At 57.3% G+C, this 18,173-nt stretch carries 13 protein-coding genes, 1 tRNA gene and 3 pseudogenes; 7 read left to right on the top strand and 10 right to left on the bottom strand.

Annotated elements, in window-relative coordinates; translation table 11 throughout:
* Positions 1–2: 2 nt before the first annotated feature.
* Together ACA048_RS24905 and ACA048_RS24900 are read right to left on the bottom strand one after the other, a co-directional pair.
* On the bottom strand, positions 3–527 hold the full coding sequence (locus tag ACA048_RS24905) for an SET domain-containing protein-lysine N-methyltransferase (RefSeq protein WP_497626701.1): 525 nt from the start codon (positions 525–527) through the stop codon (positions 3–5).
* Between the two features lie 274 nt (positions 528–801).
* Complete coding sequence (locus tag ACA048_RS24900; protein ID WP_497626700.1) at positions 802–2,220, bottom strand: short-chain fatty acid transporter; 1,419 nt, start codon at positions 2,218–2,220, stop codon at positions 802–804.
* 202 nt (positions 2,221–2,422) lie between these two features.
* Here ACA048_RS24900 and ACA048_RS24895 point away from each other — a divergent pair, with 202 nt between their 5' ends.
* The 4 genes and pseudogenes from ACA048_RS24895 to ACA048_RS24880 all read left to right on the top strand — a co-directional run bounded on the left by ACA048_RS24895 (position 2,423) and on the right by ACA048_RS24880 (position 5,828).
* Positions 2,423–3,736, top strand: coding sequence for an MFS transporter (locus tag ACA048_RS24895; RefSeq protein ID WP_497626699.1), 1,314 nt, complete (start codon positions 2,423–2,425; stop codon positions 3,734–3,736).
* Positions 3,737–3,857: 121 nt separating this feature from the next.
* Positions 3,858–4,586 (top strand): annotated as a pseudogene (locus ACA048_RS24890) (PAS domain-containing protein); the annotation flags it as partial.
* On the top strand, positions 4,566–5,174 hold the full coding sequence (locus ACA048_RS24885; protein WP_497629930.1) for a methyl-accepting chemotaxis protein: 609 nt from the start codon (positions 4,566–4,568) through the stop codon (positions 5,172–5,174). The pseudogene ACA048_RS24890 and the gene ACA048_RS24885, both read left to right, overlap by 21 nt.
* Positions 5,175–5,231: 57 nt before the next feature.
* Entirely contained in the window at positions 5,232–5,828 is a 597-nt protein-coding gene (locus tag ACA048_RS24880; protein WP_497626698.1) for a flavin reductase family protein, read from the top strand.
* A gap of 22 nt (positions 5,829–5,850) precedes the next feature.
* On the opposite strand, the gene ACA048_RS24875 is transcribed toward ACA048_RS24880, so the two are convergent.
* Both ACA048_RS24875 and ggt read right to left on the bottom strand, forming a co-directional pair.
* Positions 5,851–6,375, bottom strand: a complete 525-nt coding sequence (locus ACA048_RS24875; RefSeq protein ID WP_497626697.1) for a hypothetical protein — start codon at positions 6,373–6,375, stop codon at positions 5,851–5,853.
* A gap of 308 nt (positions 6,376–6,683) precedes the next feature.
* Positions 6,684–8,516 (bottom strand): gamma-glutamyltransferase, encoded by a 1,833-nt coding sequence (gene ggt, locus ACA048_RS24870; protein WP_497626696.1) that lies wholly within the window; start codon positions 8,514–8,516, stop codon positions 6,684–6,686.
* Between the two features lie 163 nt (positions 8,517–8,679).
* Here ggt and ACA048_RS24865 point away from each other — a divergent pair, with 163 nt between their 5' ends.
* Positions 8,680–9,789 carry a DUF2817 domain-containing protein gene (locus ACA048_RS24865; protein ID WP_497626695.1) on the top strand — a complete coding sequence of 370 codons (1,110 nt, stop codon included), beginning with the start codon at positions 8,680–8,682 and terminating at the stop codon, positions 9,787–9,789.
* 89 nt (positions 9,790–9,878) lie between these two features.
* On the opposite strand, the gene ACA048_RS24860 is transcribed toward ACA048_RS24865, so the two are convergent.
* A tRNA-Met gene (locus tag ACA048_RS24860) sits at positions 9,879–9,955 on the bottom strand.
* Positions 9,956–10,071: 116 nt separating this feature from the next.
* Positions 10,072–12,126, bottom strand: coding sequence for a methyl-accepting chemotaxis protein (locus tag ACA048_RS24855; protein WP_497626694.1), 2,055 nt, complete (start codon positions 12,124–12,126; stop codon positions 10,072–10,074).
* Between the two features lie 333 nt (positions 12,127–12,459).
* On the opposite strand from ACA048_RS24855, the pseudogene ACA048_RS24850 reads away from it, so the two are divergent.
* Positions 12,460–13,548: pseudogene (locus tag ACA048_RS24850) on the top strand (MFS transporter); the annotation flags it as partial.
* Between the two features lie 44 nt (positions 13,549–13,592).
* On the opposite strand, the gene tnpC reads toward ACA048_RS24850, so the two are convergent.
* Positions 13,593–15,125, bottom strand: a complete 1,533-nt coding sequence (gene tnpC, locus ACA048_RS24845) for an IS66 family transposase (RefSeq protein WP_497370897.1) — start codon at positions 15,123–15,125, stop codon at positions 13,593–13,595.
* 18 nt (positions 15,126–15,143) lie between these two features.
* A complete protein-coding gene (gene tnpB / locus ACA048_RS24840) occupies positions 15,144–15,503 on the bottom strand; it encodes an IS66 family insertion sequence element accessory protein TnpB (RefSeq protein ID WP_024647222.1) in 360 nt (119 codons plus the stop codon).
* An 82-nt stretch (positions 15,504–15,585) separates the two neighbouring features.
* Between tnpB and ACA048_RS24835 the strand changes: the two are divergent.
* Positions 15,586–15,726 (top strand): annotated as a pseudogene (locus tag ACA048_RS24835) (MFS transporter); the annotation flags it as partial.
* 76 nt (positions 15,727–15,802) lie between these two features.
* Here the strand turns inward: ACA048_RS24835 and ACA048_RS24830 are convergent.
* Together ACA048_RS24830 and ACA048_RS24825 are read right to left on the bottom strand one after the other, a co-directional pair.
* Entirely contained in the window at positions 15,803–16,273 is a 471-nt protein-coding gene (locus ACA048_RS24830; protein ID WP_497626693.1) for a hypothetical protein, read from the bottom strand.
* 85 nt (positions 16,274–16,358) lie between these two features.
* Entirely contained in the window at positions 16,359–17,966 is a 1,608-nt protein-coding gene (locus tag ACA048_RS24825; protein ID WP_497626692.1) for an anti-phage dCTP deaminase, read from the bottom strand.
* Between the last annotated feature and the right edge of the window lie 207 nt (positions 17,967–18,173).

Raw genomic sequence — 18,173 nt, 5'->3', positions numbered from 1 at the left:
CCTCAACACAGAATGCGCCGACGCCAGTGTTGGTAAAACAGCTGGCCGTCGGCGTTGGGCGGTTCATCGTAACCGGTGATCCAGCCTCGGCACTGCGGCGACGCGCACTGGCAGGCGAACTGGCGCAGCAGTTTGTCTTCGGTCGCGGCGAAGTCCATCGTCAGACTGTCGCCTTTCTTGATGTCCTTCAGCGCCCACAACCACAGTTCGCTCATGTCAAAAAACACGTTGGGGTCGCAGGAATGCCGCAGCAGGCCGCTGAAACGCGGGTCATAGAGGTGAATGTCGGCCGCCATTTGCCGAGTGTGTTGATTGCGATAAGGCAGCACATGCCCCGACACACGGCAGATTCGGCTGATCCGTGGAAACCCGCACAACGCTGTGACGGCCACCGCCGAGCCATCGGCGGTGCAGATCATTTTGAAGTCGGCCCGTGATGGAAATCCAAGGCTGAGCGGCAGCTCTGGAAATGGGTAAATGCCATTCGGCTGAGGCGAAGACGCTGGGTGCAGCGGATGAGATTTCATAACGATCCTTGTCGGCAACGCGTTGCGACTTCCAACACTGACAATCCTGTCAGCCCTGCAACACAGGGGCATGCCTCACAATCTCGCATATGAAACGACGGGTCTACTGTCAGAGTTGACAGTGGGGGGAGTGAACTTTTTTCGCGCTTCGAGGCGGGGATTCTTGACTCCAGGACGTGGTCAGGCACCTCCTGGCCGTATTTCACACCTGTAAAGGATGTCCGCGGTTTCAAACGTATTGCACCTACCCCCCGGCAGGCGCAATCAACTTCAATTAAGGCATCACCGGCGCCGTATACGTCAGCGTCGTTCCCAGCGCCCACAGCAGAAACAGCACCAGCGGCGTATGCACCAATAACTGCACAAACGAGAAGCCGATCAAGTCACGCGCCTTCAATCCGAGCACGCCCAGCAGCGGCAGCATGTAGAACGGGTTGATCAGGTTCGGCAGCGCTTCGGCCGCGTTGTAGATCTGTACAGCCCAGCCCAGGTGGTAGTTCAGGTCGGTGGCCACTTGCATGACGTACGGCGCTTCGATGATCCACTTGCCGCCGCCGGACGGGATGAAGAAGCCCAGAATCGCCGAGTACACGCCCATCAGCACCGCGTAGGTGTCGTGGGATGCGATGCTGACGAAGAAGGTCGAGATGTGGTGCGCCAGGGTTTGAGCGTCAGTGCCTTTGACCGTGGTCATCAAGGCGGCGATCGAGCCGTACAGCGGAAACTGGATCAGTACGCCGGTGGTGGTCGGTACTGCGCGGGACACGGCGTCAAGGAAGCTGCGCGGACGCCAGTGCAGCAGCGCGCCAAGCATCAGGAACAGGAAGTTATAGGTGTTCAGACCGGAGATGGCGCTGATCGCCGGTTTGGTCGAAAACTCGTGGAACAGCCAGCCAGCCGCCAGCGCCCCCAGCAAAAGGGTCAACAGCGGGCTGTGTTCCAGCCATTCGCCCGGACGGGTACGCGGGGCCAATGGCGGCAGATTGAAGCTCGGGTCGATGCCGCAGGCCTTGGCGTCACGGGCCGTGTTAGGGCCTGGTGCGGTGGCGTAGGCGATGATCAGCGAGACCACGATCAGCGCCAGCAGCATCACGCCGGACTGCCACAGAAAAATCGTTTGGGTGAACGGAATGACCCCAGTGATCGACAGGATCGACGGCGGCAAGCTGGCCGGGTTGGCCTGCAATTGTGCCGCGGACGAAGACAGGCCCAAGGCCCACACCGCGCCAAGGCCGAGATAGGCAGCCGCGCCGGCGGCACGGTAGTCCATTTTCAGATCGGTACGGCGGGCGAGGGCGCGCACCAGCAAACCGCCGAACACCAGCGACAAGCCCCAGTTCAGCAGTGAGGCGACCATGGAAATCAATGCGACCCACGCCACGGCCGACCGACCGTTTTTCGGAATCCGGGCCAGGCGGTCGATGAGTTTCACGGCGGGTGGCGAGGCGGCGACGACATAACCGCCAATCACCACGAATGCCATCTGCATGGTGAACGGGATCAGGCTCCAGAACCCGTCACCGAACGCCATGGCGGCGTCAGTCGGTTTGGCGCCCATGAACAGGGTCGCTACGGCGACGATGATGACTGCCAGCGCGGCAAACACCCAGGAATCGGGGAACCAGCGTTCGGCAAAATTTGAACAGCGCAGGGCAAAACGGGCAGAGCGGGTATCTTCGATATCAGCAGCCACGGGCGTACCTCGAATTTTTATGTTTATGGTGGTCTTCTAGCCGTAACGGCCCATCTAGACAGATGCCAACAGTAAATCAACCGGTCCTGCCGTGTGACAAAGTTTTACCAAAACAGGACTATGGTCTAACGGCTTGTCCATGGACGCGTTTGCGTAGACCATGGGCCCCTTGGTTTTTTTACCGGCTGCAGAGTTCTTTTACATGACTGCCAACGTCCCTTCGCGCCCGATGCCCTTTACCCGCTCGGACTACAAGACCCTCGGCCTTGCGGCCCTTGGCGGCGCGCTGGAAATCTATGATTTCATCATTTTCGTTTTTTTCGCCCTGACCCTCAGTCAGCTGTTCTTCCCGCCGGAAATGCCTGAGTGGCTGCGCCTGCTGCAAAGTTTTGCAATCTTCGTCACCGGTTATCTGGCGCGCCCATTGGGCGGGATTTTGATGGCGCACTTCGCCGACCGGCTGGGGCGCAAGAAAGTCTTCAGCCTGAGCATCCTGATGATGGCGCTCCCGTGCCTGCTGATCGGGATCATGCCGACCTACGCGCAGATCGGCTATTGGGCACCGCTGCTGCTGTTGGTGTTACGTGTCCTGCAAGGCGCGGCGGTGGGTGGTGAAGTGCCGAGCGCCTGGGTGTTTGTCGCCGAGCACGCGCCGGTCGGGCATCGCGGTTATGCCCTCGGTTTCCTGCAAGCCGGGCTAACCTTCGGTTATTTGATCGGCGCCCTGGCGGCGACCTTTCTCGCACAGTCGTTCACCCCGGCGCAAATCCTTGATTTCGCCTGGCGTTACCCGTTCCTGCTGGGCGGTGTGTTCGGAGTGATCGGCGTCTGGCTGCGCCGCTGGCTGAGTGAAACCCCGGTGTTCATGGCGATGCAGGCCCAGCGCGATGCCGCCGTCGAACTGCCGTTGCGCACGGTCTTGCGTGAGCATCGTCTGGCGATGTTGCCGGCCATGATCCTCACCTGCGTGCTGACCTCGGCCGTGGTGGTGTTCGTTGTCATCACCCCGACCATGATGCAAAAAACCTTCGGCATGACCGCCAGCCATACTTTCGCTCTGAGCGCGTTGGGCATTGTTTTCCTGAACATCGGCTGCGTGCTTGCCGGGTTGCTGGTCGATCGAATCGGCGCCTGGCGCACGGTCATGCTCTATAGCCTGCTGTTGCCGCTGGGCATTGGCGTGCTTTACGGCTGCCTGATCAGCGGCGGCAACTGGACAGGTCTGGCGTATGCGATTGCCGGCCTGAGCTGCGGGGTGGTCGGCGCGGTGCCGGCGGTGATGATCAGCCTGTTCCCGGCGCGGGTTCGCGTTTCGGGGATTTCCTTCACCTACAACATTGCCTACGCCGCGTGGGCAAGCATCACACCGCTGTTGTTGATTGGTCTGATGCCGTGGAGCCCGTGGATCTGCGTGATCTTCTGTGCAGTGATGGGGGCGGTGGGCGTTGGCAGCGCGGCGTATTTTGGTCCGCGCATGCCCAAGGTCGGTCAGTGCGCGGCGGCTGGCGCGATGTAATCGCAGGTTGTGACGGCAACTATATTTGTAGGACAACCCTGAAACACTCTTCAGAAAGTACCCGTACCGCCGATGGCTAGGCAGCAGGCCGTTTTCCCTTCCAGTCCATCGGTGCTTTCCCATGTTCAATAAACGCTTGAAGCAGGAGCTGTCGGCTCTTCGCGAAGAACTCTCCAGCCTTCAGCAAGTGAAGGACAGCCTGGAAAGCGAGATGCTGGTCCTGACCCTTGATCCAGATGGGCGGATTCAATCGGCCAACCAGAATTTCATCGCAGAGATGTTCTACAAGAGCAACGATCTGGTCGGTCGTCACATCGAAGACATTGTTCCCCCCCATGTGAAATCAGACGAATTCCACCGCCGCTTCCAAAACGCGCTGTCCCGTGGCGAGCATTTCGCCGGCGCCGTGCGTTTGCTGCGGGGCAATGGCCAGGAAGCATGGTTGCGGTCGATTTTGCAGCCGGTGCGCTCGGCGGATGGCCGAATCAAAAATTTCTCGATTTACTCCAGCGACCTGACGCGCACCATCGAAGCATCTCGTGAGCACGAGAACCTGATCGGCGCACTGGTGCGCTCGACGGCGGTGATCGAGTTTGACCTTAATGGCAACGTGCTGACGGCCAACGATCGCTTCCTCAGTGGCATGGGGTACAGCCTCGCGCAGATCAAGGGCAAACACCACCGCACGTTCTGTGAGCCGCAGGAGTACAACAGCGCCGAGTATCAAAACTTTTGGCGGCGCCTGAACGCGGGTGAGTTTGTCGCCGGTCGTTTCAAACGCTTCGACAGCCATGGTCGTATGGTCTGGCTGGAAGCTTCCTACAATCCGGTGACCGACGCCAACAACAAGCTCTACAAAGTGGTGAAGTTCGCGACGGTGGTTACCGATCAGGTCAATCAGGAAAACGCCGTTTCCGAAGCGGCCAACATTGCCTACAGCACCTCTCAGCAAACCGACCAAAGTGCCCAGCGCGGTACGGCCGTTGTGACTCAGGCGGTGGCCGTCATGCGCGACCTGGCCAGGCACATGCAAACCGCTGGCGATGGCATCGAAGCGTTGAATGAGCAATCGCTGGTCATTGGCACCATCGTCAAAACCATCAGCGGCATCGCCGAACAGACCAACTTGCTGGCGCTCAACGCGGCCATTGAGGCGGCACGGGCTGGCGAACAGGGCAGGGGGTTTGCCGTGGTCGCGGATGAGGTCCGGCAGTTGGCGTCTCGCACCAGCCAGGCCACCGATGAAATTGTCGGTGTTGTGCGTCAGAACCAGGAGATGGCGCGCAATGCCGTGGCCCTGATGACCGACGGCAAACTCCAGGCGGAACAAGGTCTGGCGCTGGCGGCGGAAGCCGGCACGGTGATTGTCGAGATTCAGGACGGTGCGCAGAAAGTAGTGAACGCGGTGGGGCAGTTCGCCAATCAACTGGCGACTTGATACCTGCCATAACGGTGGAAATCGCTACAATCGGCTCTTTTCCCAGGAGCAGACAACATGAGCGACTCTCACCGCCGGCCGGTTCCATTGTCCAAGGCTTATCGTCTGCTCAACCACGGGCCGACTGTACTGGTGAGCGCAGCCCATGATGGCCAGCGCAATATCATGGCCGCCGCCTGGGCCATGCCGCTGGATTTCGAGCCGCCGAAAATTGCCGTGGTGCTGGACAAGTCCACCTGGACCCGGCAACTGCTGGAAGCCTCGGGAACGTTCGTGCTGAACGTTCCCTGCGCGGCGCAGGCCGATATCACCCAGACCGTAGGCTCGACGTCAGGTCTGGAATTGACCCGGGGCCAAGGTCAGGACAAGTTCCAGGCCTACGGATTACAGACCTTCAGTGGTGAGCTGATTGACGCCCCTATGCTCGAAGGCTGCGTGGCATGGCTGGAATGTCGACTGCTGCCAGAGCCCAATAATCATCAGCAATACGATCTGTTCCTGGCCGAGGTCATTGCCGCTCAGGCGGATGAGCGCGTCTTCAGCGAGGGCCGTTGGCACTTCGAAGGGCAGGATGCATTGCGCACCTTGCATCATGTGGCGGGCGGGCATTTCCTGATGATTGGCGATCCGGTAGACGGCAAGACCCTGCCGTAAATCAACCACCAGGCATGCGTCCTTACAAGCGAATGTGATTTTTCGGATGGCTGCGGGTCGGGCGAGTCATCAGAAAGTCATGCAGCAACGATACCGATGCCGAGAACACCAAGGTCATGAGGCAGAGCATGAGCGTGGTCAGCCAGTGGTTGAGTGAGATCGGCACGTCCTCCATGAAAGGGGCAATCATCAGGAAACCGACGATCGCCCCAAGACCGGTACGCAGCAGGGTCAGGAAACTCGTCCCGACTTCCGCCGTGACCTTGTAGATCACCTCGAACCGTTCGCGCATGCGGTCGCTTTTCAGCCGGTGAATTTTCTTGTGAATGCAGACCGCGATGTAGATCGTCAGCAGGCAAAAGCCATGGCTGATGATGGGCGCGCTGGCCAGCAACGACTGGAGAATGGCTTGCAGTTCGGCCTGACTCGTCGAGTGGATCAGCAGGGGAATGGCGCCAAGAATGAAGCCCACGATCAGTTCGGTTTTAAAGCGCTTGAGAAACGCACCAGAATCATTGCGCGAATTGCTCTTCCAACGGTTGTTCATCGAATGTAAACGCCTTGGTGGTTGTGAAAAGTAGCGGGTGCGCAGGGTTCGAGCGGGGAAACCCGCGGGTCAAATCATGACGTCTGCGATCCGGGAAATACTTTAAAACAACCGCTGAAACACTTATGTCTGAAGCTTCCGAGGGTGTTGGAGGGCGATTCCCACAGCGTTGTGGGCTTTGCGAGAAGTGCGGGTTTTAGTTGGGTTCACACCTATAGAAAAGTCAGCACGCCACAGCCGATCAAAATCTGAGGCCTGTAAAAAAGGGCCTACCTCCCGGTAAGCCCTTTTTCATTCCCGCGTACGAATCAATCCCCCATCGCTTCCCCCTCACGCCGAGGATCGGCCCCACCTGCCAACGAAGCATTTCCTTGCTCATCCTTGACCCGAACAATCGCCTGGGTACCGCTGGTCATGTCGATCTCACTCACGCTGTGCCCTTTGTCCTTCAGCGCCTGAATCAACTCTGCGCTGAACTCTCCCTGTTCCAGCTCTGTCGGGCCATTGCGGCTGCCGAAGTTGGGCAGGTTGATGGCGGCTTGTGGGTCGAGGTTCCAGTCGAGCAGGCCGATGGTGGATTTGGCGACGTATTCGATGATTTGCGAGCCGCCGGGGGAGCCGAGGGTGGCGAGGAATTCACCGCTCTGGCGGTCGAAGATCAGGGTCGGTGCCATGGACGAGCGTGGGCGTTTGCCGGGTTCAACGCGGTTGGCGACTTTTTGCCCGTTTTCTTCGGGGATGAACGAGAAGTCGGTCAGCTCGTTATTGAGCAGGAACCCCTGAACCATCACATGTGAGCCGAATCCGGATTCAATGGTGGTGGTCATGGACACGGCGCCGCCTTGGTCATCCACCGCCACCACTTGTGAGGTGGAGATACGCAGCGGCGATCGGTCCGGCGCGTAGGCCACCTGAATGCCGGGCGGGGTGCCGGGTTTGGCCACGCCCATACTGCGATCACCGATCAGGGCGGCGCGGCTGGCCAGATAGGCCGGGTCGACCAGCCCTTTGACAGGCACGGGCACGAAGTCGGCGTCGGCCACGTACAGCGCGCGGTCGGCGTAAGCCAGCCGCTCGGCTTCGGCGATCAGGTGCACCGCTTCCGGAACGGGCTCCGTGCCTGCGGGTTTGTGGGTCTTGACCGGTTTAAGCGGCGCCAGGGCGAAACGCGGGTCGCGGGTTTCCAGGGCCTGCAAGGTGCCGAGGATCTGCGCCACGGCGATCCCGCCGGACGACGGCGGCGGCATGCCGCACACCTGCCAGTGTTTGTAGTCGGTGCACAGCGGCGCGCGTTCCTTGGCCTGGTAGCCTTGGAGATCGTTCAGCGACAGGCTGCCGGGGTTGGCGTGCCCCTGAACCTTGGTGACGATCTCTTGCGCGATGGCGCCGTTGTACAACGCGTCAGGCCCTTCGTTGGCGATGCGTTTCAGCACAGCGGCCAATGCCGGATTCTTCAACAGTGTACCGACGGCTTTCGGGCTGCCATCAGCGTTCAGAAAGTAGGCCACCATGTCCGGCGAGCTGCGCATGGACGAATCCGAGGCGATCAATTGGTGCAGGCGCGGTGAGATGGGGAAGCCTTGCTCCGCGAGTCGGATGGCCGGTTCGAACAGCTTCGCCCACGGAAGACGACCGTATTTGTGGTGGGCCAACTCAAGCGCTCGCAACACGCCTGGTGTCCCCACCGAACGACCGCCAATCTGCGCCTGGGTGAACGCCATCGGTGTGCCGTCGGCCTGTAGGAAAAGTTTCTCGGTGGCGCCGAGCGGGGCGGTTTCGCGACCGTCGAAGGTGCGTACCGCCTTGCCATCCCAGAGCACGATCAATGCGCCGCCGCCAATGCCGGAAGATTGTGGCTCGACCAGCGTCAATACTGCTTGCATCGCTATCGCGGCATCAATCGCCGAGCCACCCTGGCGCAGCATCTCCCGGCCGGCTTCGGCCGCCAGAGGGTTGGCCGCTGCCGCCATATGTTTGGACGCGTACCGGGTTTGCAGGTTGGTGCGATAGCCCGAGGCGCTTTCTGGCGCAACCGGCAACGTTGACGTGGGTGGCGCGTTGCAGGCGGTGAGGATTAGCGCAGTGGCGATGAGCGACAGGGCCGAGCGGCGATAGCGGCTCAAGTGGAAGGCTGAGATCACGTTAGGGCACTCCGTCCGTGGGAAAGTTACCGGGACTTTATCGGCCGCCTCGGCGTGGCGCAAATCAAGGCCTACAGTAAAGCTGCTTTTGCCCTTCATGAGTCGACAGATTTTCTGTAGGGTCGAGGGCAAAGACTGGCCAGAAGATCAACTAGAGGCAGACATGCAGACCGAGTTCCCCACCCAGCCAAGTTACCGTACTCAACGAGAGCAGTTCCTCGCGGCAGCGATCGAGGCCGGTGCGACATTGACCGAATACCCGCATCCGCTCAAAGGGCCTTTCGGGGAGCCGTTGAGCACTGATGTGGCGGTACTGGGCGATCCGGGCGCCAAGCGCTTACTCATCGCGCTGAGCGGCACGCATGGCGTCGAAGGCTTTTACGGTTCGGGTTGCCAGATCAAATGGATGCAGGACTTGGGCAAGCGCTCACTGCCGGCCGATGTTGCAGTGGTGTTCATTCACTTGATCAATCCCTGGGGCACCGCCTGGCTGCGGCGGGTCAACGAAGACAACATCGACCTGAACCGCAATCACCTGAATTTCGAGCGCCCGCTGCCGGACAATCAGGCTTACGCCACGCTGCATGACATCTACGCCTGCACCGAGCTGCAAGGTCCTGAGCGTGAACGAGCCGATGCCTTGCTCGATGAGCAGATTCGCACGCATGGCTGGCCGGCGGTGATGTCGATTGTCGAGGGCGGCCAGCACAGTCACCCCGACGGTCTGTTTTACGGCGGGCTGGCGCCAAGCTGGTCGACCCGCACGTTGCACACCATCCTGCAAAAGCACATTGCCCATGCCGACGTGGCCATGTGTTTCGACTTGCACACGGGCGCCGGCGAGTACGGTCATCCGATGTTGCTGACGATCACCGAGGCGGCTTATCCGGCGCTCCCGCAGGCGCAGGCCATTTACGGTCCGTGGCTCTACACGCTGTTGACCGGCGCCGACACCTTGAGCGAAACCGGTGTGGCGGCGACCGCTACCGGCTACACCTCGCAGGCGCTAATCGATGCGTTACCGCAGGTACGGTTGATGCCCTTTGTGATTGAGTGCGGAACGTATCCGGGGGCCGACGTGCATCGTCATTTGCGCGATGACCACTGGCTGCATCTGCATGGCAACCCGGGTGATGCGGTGGGGCGCGGGATCAAGCTGAATCTGCTGGAGCAGTTCTATCCGGCGGACAATGACTGGCAGGCGATGGTCTGGCTGCGTACCTGGCAAATTTGGGAGCGGGCGCTGTCAGCGTTGCCGACGATTCGCACCTGAGGCGGATCACCCTGGACCCATGGGGTTCAGGGTACTTTTCTCGAGGCATAAAAAAACGGCCTACCTTTCGGTAAGCCGTTTTTAGTACTTGGTGGCTACACAGGGACTTGAACCCCGGACCCCAGCATTATGAATGCTATGCTCTAACCAACTGAGCTATGTAGCCAAGTGGCGCGCATTATTGGCTTGGAACGATGATGTGTCAAGCGTAAATCTAAAATATTTCTCTACGCTTTCAACTGCTTATCCTCCTGACCCGAAAAAACGGGCCGGAGGAGGGCATCAACTGAGCTGAAATCTCCCGGTATTCGCGCTCAGGGCCTTGCTGCCCTGGCTCAAGGTGTCTGCTGCCAGGTTCACCGCCCGCGCGCCTTCAAGCAACCTTACCGCCGCCTGATCGACTTGCTGAATGTTGCCGCTGACTTCATCGGCGGTGCTGGCCTGTTCTTCCACCGCGGTCGCGATGTGCGCCAGGGTGTCGGTCACGCCCTGCACCGCGAGGGCAATTTCCCCGAGGCGTTCACCCAGTCCGGTGACCGATTGGGCATCACTTTGTGCCTGGCTACAGGCCGCTTCCATCAGGCCGACTGCCTCATTCACGGTGCTGCGCAGGCTGTCGACCGTGCCGGCAATTTGCGCGGTGGAAGACTGGGTGCGTTGCGACAAGCTACGCACTTCATCGGCCACCACGGCAAAACCACGACCTTGCTCGCCCGCGCGAGCCGCCTCGATAGCCGCGTTGAGCGCCAACAGGTTGGTTTGCTCGGCGACACCGCGAATGGTGTCGACCACCAACTGAATCTGTTTTCCTTGCTCACTGACCCGACCCAGTGCCGCGGCGGTGTCGTTCAAGCGCTGATTGAGCTGCTGAATGCTGGCGGTGGTGCGCTGACTGTCTCGGCTGCTGTCGGCGGCAATGCGCTGGGTGTGCTGAGCGCTGCCTGACGCCTGTTCACAACTCTGGGCGACCCCTTGAGAGGTGGCCGCCAGTTGCGTGGCCGCAGCGGCGATCTGGCTGATTTGCAATTGTTGCGCTTCGACTTCGCCGAGTGCGCCGCTGGAGTGATGGTTGAGCGTGCGTACTGCGTTGCTCACCTGCAAGGTTTCGTGATCGACCCCCTGCAAGCTGTTGCGCAATTGCACCACGGCAACGTTCAGGGCGGTGCTGATGGCCGCCAGTTCGTCACGGCCCTGCACGGGGGCTTGCAGGCTCAGATTGCCGTCACGCAAGGCTTCGGCCAGCAGTGTGATGCCGCTGGCGCTGCGCCGGATCGAGGCTTGCAGGCAGATAAACAAGTACAGCGCGGCCAGTAGCAGGCAACCAAAGATCGTCGCCACCACAATGAACTGGCGAATCGCCGAGCCGTGGTAGTAATCCAGACGCTGATCCAGTGACATCAACGATTGCTGGCGCAGGGATGCAAGGTCGGTGAGCAGGGCGTCGAGGTTGCGTTCAAATTCTTCCGGCTTGAGGTTGATGCTGCCGCCGAACACGCCGTCATCCAGCACTTTCAGACTCGTGTCGAGCTGTTTGACGCTGTCTCGGTACAGCCCGGCCCAGCTTTGCAATGCGCTAGGCAGGCGAGCTTCCAGGAGCGTGGCGGTTTTCACCAACTGCTCCCGGGCATCGCCGATACGGCCGCGCAGGTCACGTAGTTGCAGACGGCTTTGCAGGGTGAATTGCCCGGAGACAACCGACGCCTGACCGACGCTGGCCAGGCGGCCGACCCGTTCGATCAGGTCCGGTGCGTGCTGGGTGGAGATTTGCGTCAGCAAATAGGTTTCCAGCCACGGTGCCAGCGTCAGGCGATTGTCCATGGCGATCTGTTCGCGCAGGGCTTGCAGGGCGCTCAAGGCGTTGGTGAAACGGTCGTAACCGTCCGGCCACCAGCCAACACCGTTCAGGCTTTTCGAGTCCAGGCCATTGAGCGCGGTTTGCAGGGCTTGATAACGGGTCAGCGTTTCGCCCTCGGCGCCTTCTGCTTTCAGCGCGTTGCCGAGGTCTGAGGTGGCTTGAGCAATGGCAGGCTGAATCGCATCAAACGCAGCCATCGCGGCGAGGGTTGCGGGCGTCGGCTGGCGATTGGTTTCCGTGGCGCGCCAGCGAGCAGCGCGATCACGCTGGGCCGCGAGCAGGTTGTCGAGCGCATCCAGCGCGAGCAACTGACGCACACCGGCACGTTCGCCGGAGATCAGGCTTAGTTTGGCGCGATAATCCTGACCGATCATCAACAGGCTGCCGGCCAGCGGCAGGATAAACAGCAGAAACAACAGCTGAAATTTGCGTGCGAAGCCAAAACGCCCCAGCAACCCGATCCCCGGTGATAAAAACGACATGCCCCATGACTCCTGTGGACACCACGCACCATCGGCGTGCGTCGAGGTCATTGCGACCGCGACCGGTGCCCTTTTAAAAGGCCTCGAAAGTTCACCCTCGCCAGCTCTGTAGGCCGACTCTGTAGCGAAACTTCCCATTCTCGGACCCCTTTGTAAGAGGCCCGCATTGAAGGGGTTAAACAACGCAAGATTTAGACCATGGCGTTGCGCTATCACCTATCGGGTGTTGAATATTTAGTTCGTTAGCTGGCTAAGTGGATGGCAATGTCGCACCGAAAAATGGCACATTGACGCACCTGCCCGCGTGCACCCATCTGCTATACGGAAATACTCATGGCTATCAGCAACGTTCAGACCGGCGCGACGTCTGTACCCGCGACTTCACAAAGCAGCCCTTTGGTCGTGCGCATCATCGGCGCGGTGGCGCTGGCGCACCTCATCAACGACTTGATCCAGTCGGTGCTGCCGTCGATTTATCCGATGCTCAAGGCTAACTATGGCCTGACGTTTACCCATGTCGGATTGATCACGCTGACCTTTCAATTGACCGCTTCGCTATTGCAGCCGTGGGTCGGTTACTACACGGATCGACATCCCAAACCCTGGCTGCTTCCCGCCGGGACGGTGTGCACGCTGATCGGCATTGTCATGATGTCGATGGTCGGCACTTTTCCGTTGATTCTGCTGGCGGCGGGGCTGATCGGTATCGGCTCGTCGACCTTTCACCCGGAAGCCTCTCGCGTGGCCCGACTGGCCTCTGGTGGACGTTTTGGACTGGCGCAATCAACCTTTCAGGTGGGCGGGAATGCCGGGTCGGCGTTCGGGCCATTGCTGGCGGCCGTGATCATCATTCCCTACGGTCAGGGGAATGTGGCCTGGTTCGGGCTATTCGCCGTGTTCGCGCTGTTCGTGCTCTACCGAATCAGCCGCTGGTACGCCAATCACTTGAACCTGTTCAAGCTCAAGCAGGGCCAGGCAGCGACGCATGGCTTGTCGAAGGGCAGGGTGATCAGTGCGCTGGTGGTGCTCGGGTTGCTGGTGTTCTCCAAGTACTTCTACATGTCCAGCCTCACCAGTTACTTCACGTTCTACCTGATCGAGAAGTTCGACCTGTCGGTGGCCAGTTCGCAGCTGCACTTGTTCCTGTTTTTGGGTGCGGTTGCGGCGGGGACCTTCTTCGGTGGGCCGATTGGGGACAAGATCGGGCGTAAGGCGGTGATCTGGTTCTCGATCCTCGGTGTCGCGCCGTTCACGTTGCTGCTGCCGCATGTCGACCTGTTCTGGACCAGCGTCCTGAGCGTGATTATCGGCTTCATCCTCGCCTCGGCGTTTTCCGCGATTGTGGTGTACGCGCAGGAATTGGTGCCGGGTAATGTCGGGATGATTGCCGGGGTGTTCTTTGGCTTGATGTTCGGTTTTGGGTAAGCGCTCCATAAAACCCACCTAGTCAAAGGTGGGCGGTGCGGTTAGCTATGAGATTGGGGTGCGCAGTTCCAAGGTAGCAGGGCTTCGTAATCTTCCACCGAAGCCGCCATTGGCAGGCGCTCAAGTGCGTGGCGCAGCCACGCATAGGGCTCTTGGCCGTTGGCTTTAGCAGTCTCGACCAAGCTGTAAAGTTGAGCGCTAGCCGTCGCCCCTTTTGGCGTGTCGCTAAACAACCAGTTTTTTCTTCCGATAACGAACGGCCGTATTGCACGTTCTGCGGCGTTGTTGTCGATGGGCAAGTAACCTTCCTCGACGTACCGCTCGAGTTTGTTCCAGTTGTTTGCCAAGTAGCTGACGGCTTTGCCCAATGCGTTCTGTGTAGTCACGTACGGCAGCGTCTTTAGCATCCAGTCTTTCAGTTGACTCAGCACGCTGGCGCTCAACTCCTGGCGGCCTCTTTTCCGCGCCTCATCACCACTCCGTTTGTAGGCGATCTCGATGCCATATAGTTTGCTGATCAACTTCAATGCGATGTCGGCCCGTCCTGTCTTGCCCTTGGGCTGTACTTTTTGCGCTTCGACAAATTTACGCCGTGCGTGAGCCCAACACCCTAAACGTTCAACTCCGGCCTGTGCTCCCAGCGCGTTGTAACCCGCGTAATCGTCAGTCATGACGTAGCCGCGATAACCTTCGAGCAGGCGCGACGGCACCTCCTGCGCTCGGCTGGTGGAGTAGTCGAAAAGGATCACCGGTTTGTCTGGCGGGCCGCCGGTTTGCACCCACATCCAGGACTGACTGCTCGGCTCTCGGTCAGGCTCTTTCAACACCTGTACGCGTGTTTCATCGCAGTGGATGACACGGCTGGCCAACAGGCTATCGCGCATTAAATTCAGCAGCGGCTGGAAGTGCTCGCCGCACTGGATAACCCAGCGAGCCAGGGTCTGGCGCGGAATATCGATGCCGTGGCGGCCTAGTACTTTTTCAAAACGGTGAAGCGGCAGACCGTCCACGTACTTGGTGGTCAGCAGCATCGCCAGAACACTTGGGCTGGCCATGCTTTTTTCAATCAGTTGAGCCGGCTTATCCGCAGTGACCGGTGCCGTCTCACAATCGCGGCAGCCATAAACTTTGCGCACATGTTTGATAACGCGAATCTGCATCGGCACGATTTCAAGCTGCTCGCTGACTTCTTCGCCAATGGCGTGTTTGCGGCAGCCGCAAACGCAAGTCAGTTCATCCTCGGGAAGTTCGTGGATGACTTCGATACGTGGCAGGTCGGCGGGCAGCGGCTTTCGTTTACCGCGACGCCTGGCTGGACCGACGACCTCTTCTTCAGCGTCTTCGCCGACGGGTTCGGCGATGCTTTCAGTTTCGTTGAAAAGAGCTAACTGCGGCGTGGCCGGATCGGCTGTTTGTTCGGACTTGCGTCCGAACAGGCGCTGACGCAGCAGCGCGTTTTCTTCTTCAAGATGAACAATACGGCCCTTGTTAGACTCGCGCTCAAGCAGCATTTGCTCTAGCAATTGCTTGAGCAGCGCAGGATCGTCAGGAAGATCTTTGGGCATTGAAATCATGCCCTGGATTATAACGAATCAGGCCACGAATCGCGGCGTCAAAACCTGATGAGGACGGTTACGCCAGAGGTCGAAACCGTCGAGCATCCAGTTGAGTTCCTGAACAGTTAGGACAATCGCCTCGTCGGTGGCATCGGGCGATGTTTTGAATCGCTCAGATTCAAGGCGCTTGAGCCAAAGGCAGAAGCCGTTGCGCTCCCAGTACAAAATCTTCACGCGGTTGCGCGGTTTGTTGAGGAAGACGAAGAGCACCGGGTCAAACACGGCGACCTTGATGTCCAGCTCGACCAGCGCAGCCAGGCCATCAATGGATTTTCGGAAGTCGACGGGCTTGGGGTACAGATACACTTTTTCGACTTTTGCGTCGGGTCGCATCATGGCGGATGGGCTCCAGAAAGGAATCGGGAGCACAGCATCCGGGATCAATTGGCGGCTTTGAATGTGGGGTTCATGGAGCGGTTACGGTTTTGGCGGGATTGGTGCTGCGTTGCTCGGGCATCTGGCGGATGTGCACGGTATCGAGTACGTGTACTTCCTGTGCTCGTTCTTGCCATTGTTGGGTGTGCTGGCGATCTTACTGCCAAGAACCAAAAAGGCCTGACCGTACATTGGTTTGTGTGATGGATAAATGTTTCAGGCACAAAAAAGCCGCGTATCAAACGCGGCTTTTTCTTTGTCTATCTGAAATACATAGAAAGAAAACCAGATTTGTATTCGGCAATATTCATCCTAGGAAAAATATTTTGCGATTTTTGAAATGTAGATGGTAGTGATAGTTTGCACTCTTGCAGCAAGCTGTCGTTATCAAAAAAAAGTACAGTGGGACCATCGTTGTCTTTTTGCTCTGCAAGGAACGAATCCAAGAAGTCTAATATCAATAGGCTCGTTGCTTTATTGTTGTCGCTGGCTTTTATATCTTCTCTTCCGAAAAAGTCTAGATATTCAATATGTAGTTCTTCAAAAAGCTTGAACGTTCGAACTCGTGAGCCTGCAAAAAAATCAAGTCTCGGAAATGATCTTAGATCTAAGATTCTGCGAGGGCGATATTTTTTAGCGAACTCTGAGAAAGCACCGCTTTTAGTCATCTCAGGCTCCCGCATGAGAACGACTGTGCCCATGGTTGAAGTGTAATCTGAGAATTCTGTCATGGTGTCTTCCTCAATTTCAGGTCGAACATATGAAGAGCTTTTAGACGTGGAGATTAACCTTAATCCACTGGTTTTTGACGCGTGCTTACTCATCTGCTGGGCTCGCGATGTTAGCGATTAGACGATCTTCTATTTCTTTGTAGTCGATTCTTAGAAGCCCGGATGCCCATTCAGGTTCTCCAATGTGCATTTTTCCAGAGCTGTTTTTTAGAGGACGATTTTTAATGAATGCCCTCTTGTAAAGCCTTGGTGCAACACCTGTGAAGGGGCGAAATAATACTCTAGGGTGATCTTCTTTGTCGCTAGACTTAATTATAATATCGCTGGGCGCTGTCCAGCCGTCCAAGGATTGAGCTATCGCGTCCCCGTGCAGTTTGAATGCAAGGCTCTTAGGGTAAGGCTCAATGTATTGAACTTCATCAACTCCAGCTGAAACGATATGTCTGGCACAGTAGTGGCAGGGGAACGTCGTAACAAATAGTCTGCCGCCAACCGGTGAAGCTCCCTTTCGAGCTGCACTCAATAAAGCATCCATTTCAGCATGAACTGCTCGACTAAATTCAAGCAGACGCCCGATGCCTGTTTTCTTTAATTTAAGCTTTAAGTCTGATAGCTTAAAGTCCTTCAGTTCGGGAATTGTGTCGATAAGCTCTTTGATTATGATTTCTTGGTGTTCGTTGCTACTGCAGTATTCATTTGTATATGCGCAACGATGATCGTGAGGAGTTTGGCCTGTTTGGGTAGAGAAGTTACTACCGTAAACGCCTCCTCCGGCACTTGGAACCTCATTTGTTCCGGTAGAGACCAGGTTTCCAGATTTGTCCATAAGTGCAGCGCCTACTTGCCTTGATAGGCAAGCACTAGTCATCTGCGCGCCGTACGCATGAAACATGCCGGTTTCATTTGGTTGTGGGCGTACAACTTTAGAGTAGGTAAGTATGTCTATCAATCGACCAAGTTGATCATTTACATCCCATAGAGGATTTTCTTTTTTTCTTTCTCTATCTAAGAAGCGAGGTGCGGTATTGTCAATGAAAAAATCTGCGAGGTGGAATGTGTCTGTTACTTTTTGGCCGTTGTTAATGCCGGAGTCTTCATCTCGCGCTATGAAATCATCAATTTCCGACGCTGCTGAGACTCGGCATTTACTATCCCTAAGTCTCGAGTGTCGCATGTCACCTTCGCAAACCACACCGATTAAGCAAAAAGCTTCTTGATATACGCTTCTTAAGAGTTCTACTTCCGCAGGATGTTTTAGAGAGTCTAAAATATATACGCGAAATTTCTTTTCAGATTCTGCTTTCGTTAAATCTTTGACAGACGCTAGACGGATTTTTTTAATTTCGGAGACTAAGCTTACTGCTACGCCTGCTGTGTCAAATGTTCGAATTTTGTCGCCTGCATCTTGTAAAGATTGAGCTCGTGCTAACTTGGACTCGGTTTTTATTTCGATTTTATTTGTTGATGCCCAGTTTTCAATAGCATCACTTGCTTTTAATATTGTGATTTCTACATCGGCAATAGCTGTTTTTAGTCTCTGCTCAAGCGCTGTTGCAATCCAGCTGGTCCCTGATCCTGCCGGGCCGACGACTGCAAAAATGAGTTCGTTTGCTACGAATTCCTTCAAAAGGGTGTTGGAGCCCTTTCGATTTTCATTTGAGGCTGATTGGACAATTTGCCTAGCTACCGCCATTTTCAAATTCCTTTTGAGTCCGTTTTTCGACGAGTATCCAAAAAAGTAACGTAGCACCCGAGGGTAATAGTAGATCCGTTACCAGGTGCTGGCGAAAATCTTTCAAGGTGTGTTGGTTTTTTATTGTTTCTGTGAATCGCCTAATGACCTCCATGTCATTAGCGGTTACAGAGTCGACAATACAAGCAATAAATGAGCCGATAACAA

It is taken from the genome of Pseudomonas sp. LBUM1659 (genome assembly GCF_059716045.1).
This window is presented reverse-complemented; position numbering and strand designations above follow the sequence as displayed.

Bases quoted from the DNA above. Each gene is read 5' to 3' on its own strand.
- ACA048_RS24905 (WP_497626701.1), bottom strand. From the start codon at position 527: ATGAAATCTCATCCGCTGCACCCAGCGTCTTCGCCTCAGCCGAATGGC.
- ACA048_RS24895 (WP_497626699.1), top strand. From the start codon at position 2,423: ATGACTGCCAACGTCCCTTCGCGCCCGATGCCCTTTACCCGCTCGGAC.
- ACA048_RS24880 (WP_497626698.1), top strand. From the start codon at position 5,232: ATGAGCGACTCTCACCGCCGGCCGGTTCCATTGTCCAAGGCTTATCGT.
- ACA048_RS24875 (WP_497626697.1), bottom strand. From the start codon at position 6,375: ATGAACAACCGTTGGAAGAGCAATTCGCGCAATGATTCTGGTGCGTTT.
- ACA048_RS24865 (WP_497626695.1), top strand. From the start codon at position 8,680: ATGCAGACCGAGTTCCCCACCCAGCCAAGTTACCGTACTCAACGAGAG.
- ACA048_RS24855 (WP_497626694.1), bottom strand. From the start codon at position 12,126: ATGTCGTTTTTATCACCGGGGATCGGGTTGCTGGGGCGTTTTGGCTTC.
- tnpC (WP_497370897.1), bottom strand. From the start codon at position 15,125: ATGATTTCAATGCCCAAAGATCTTCCTGACGATCCTGCGCTGCTCAAG.
- tnpB (WP_024647222.1), bottom strand. From the start codon at position 15,503: ATGATGCGACCCGACGCAAAAGTCGAAAAAGTGTATCTGTACCCCAAG.
- ACA048_RS24830 (WP_497626693.1), bottom strand. From the start codon at position 16,273: ATGACAGAATTCTCAGATTACACTTCAACCATGGGCACAGTCGTTCTC.
- ACA048_RS24825 (WP_497626692.1), bottom strand. From the start codon at position 17,966: ATGGCGGTAGCTAGGCAAATTGTCCAATCAGCCTCAAATGAAAATCGA.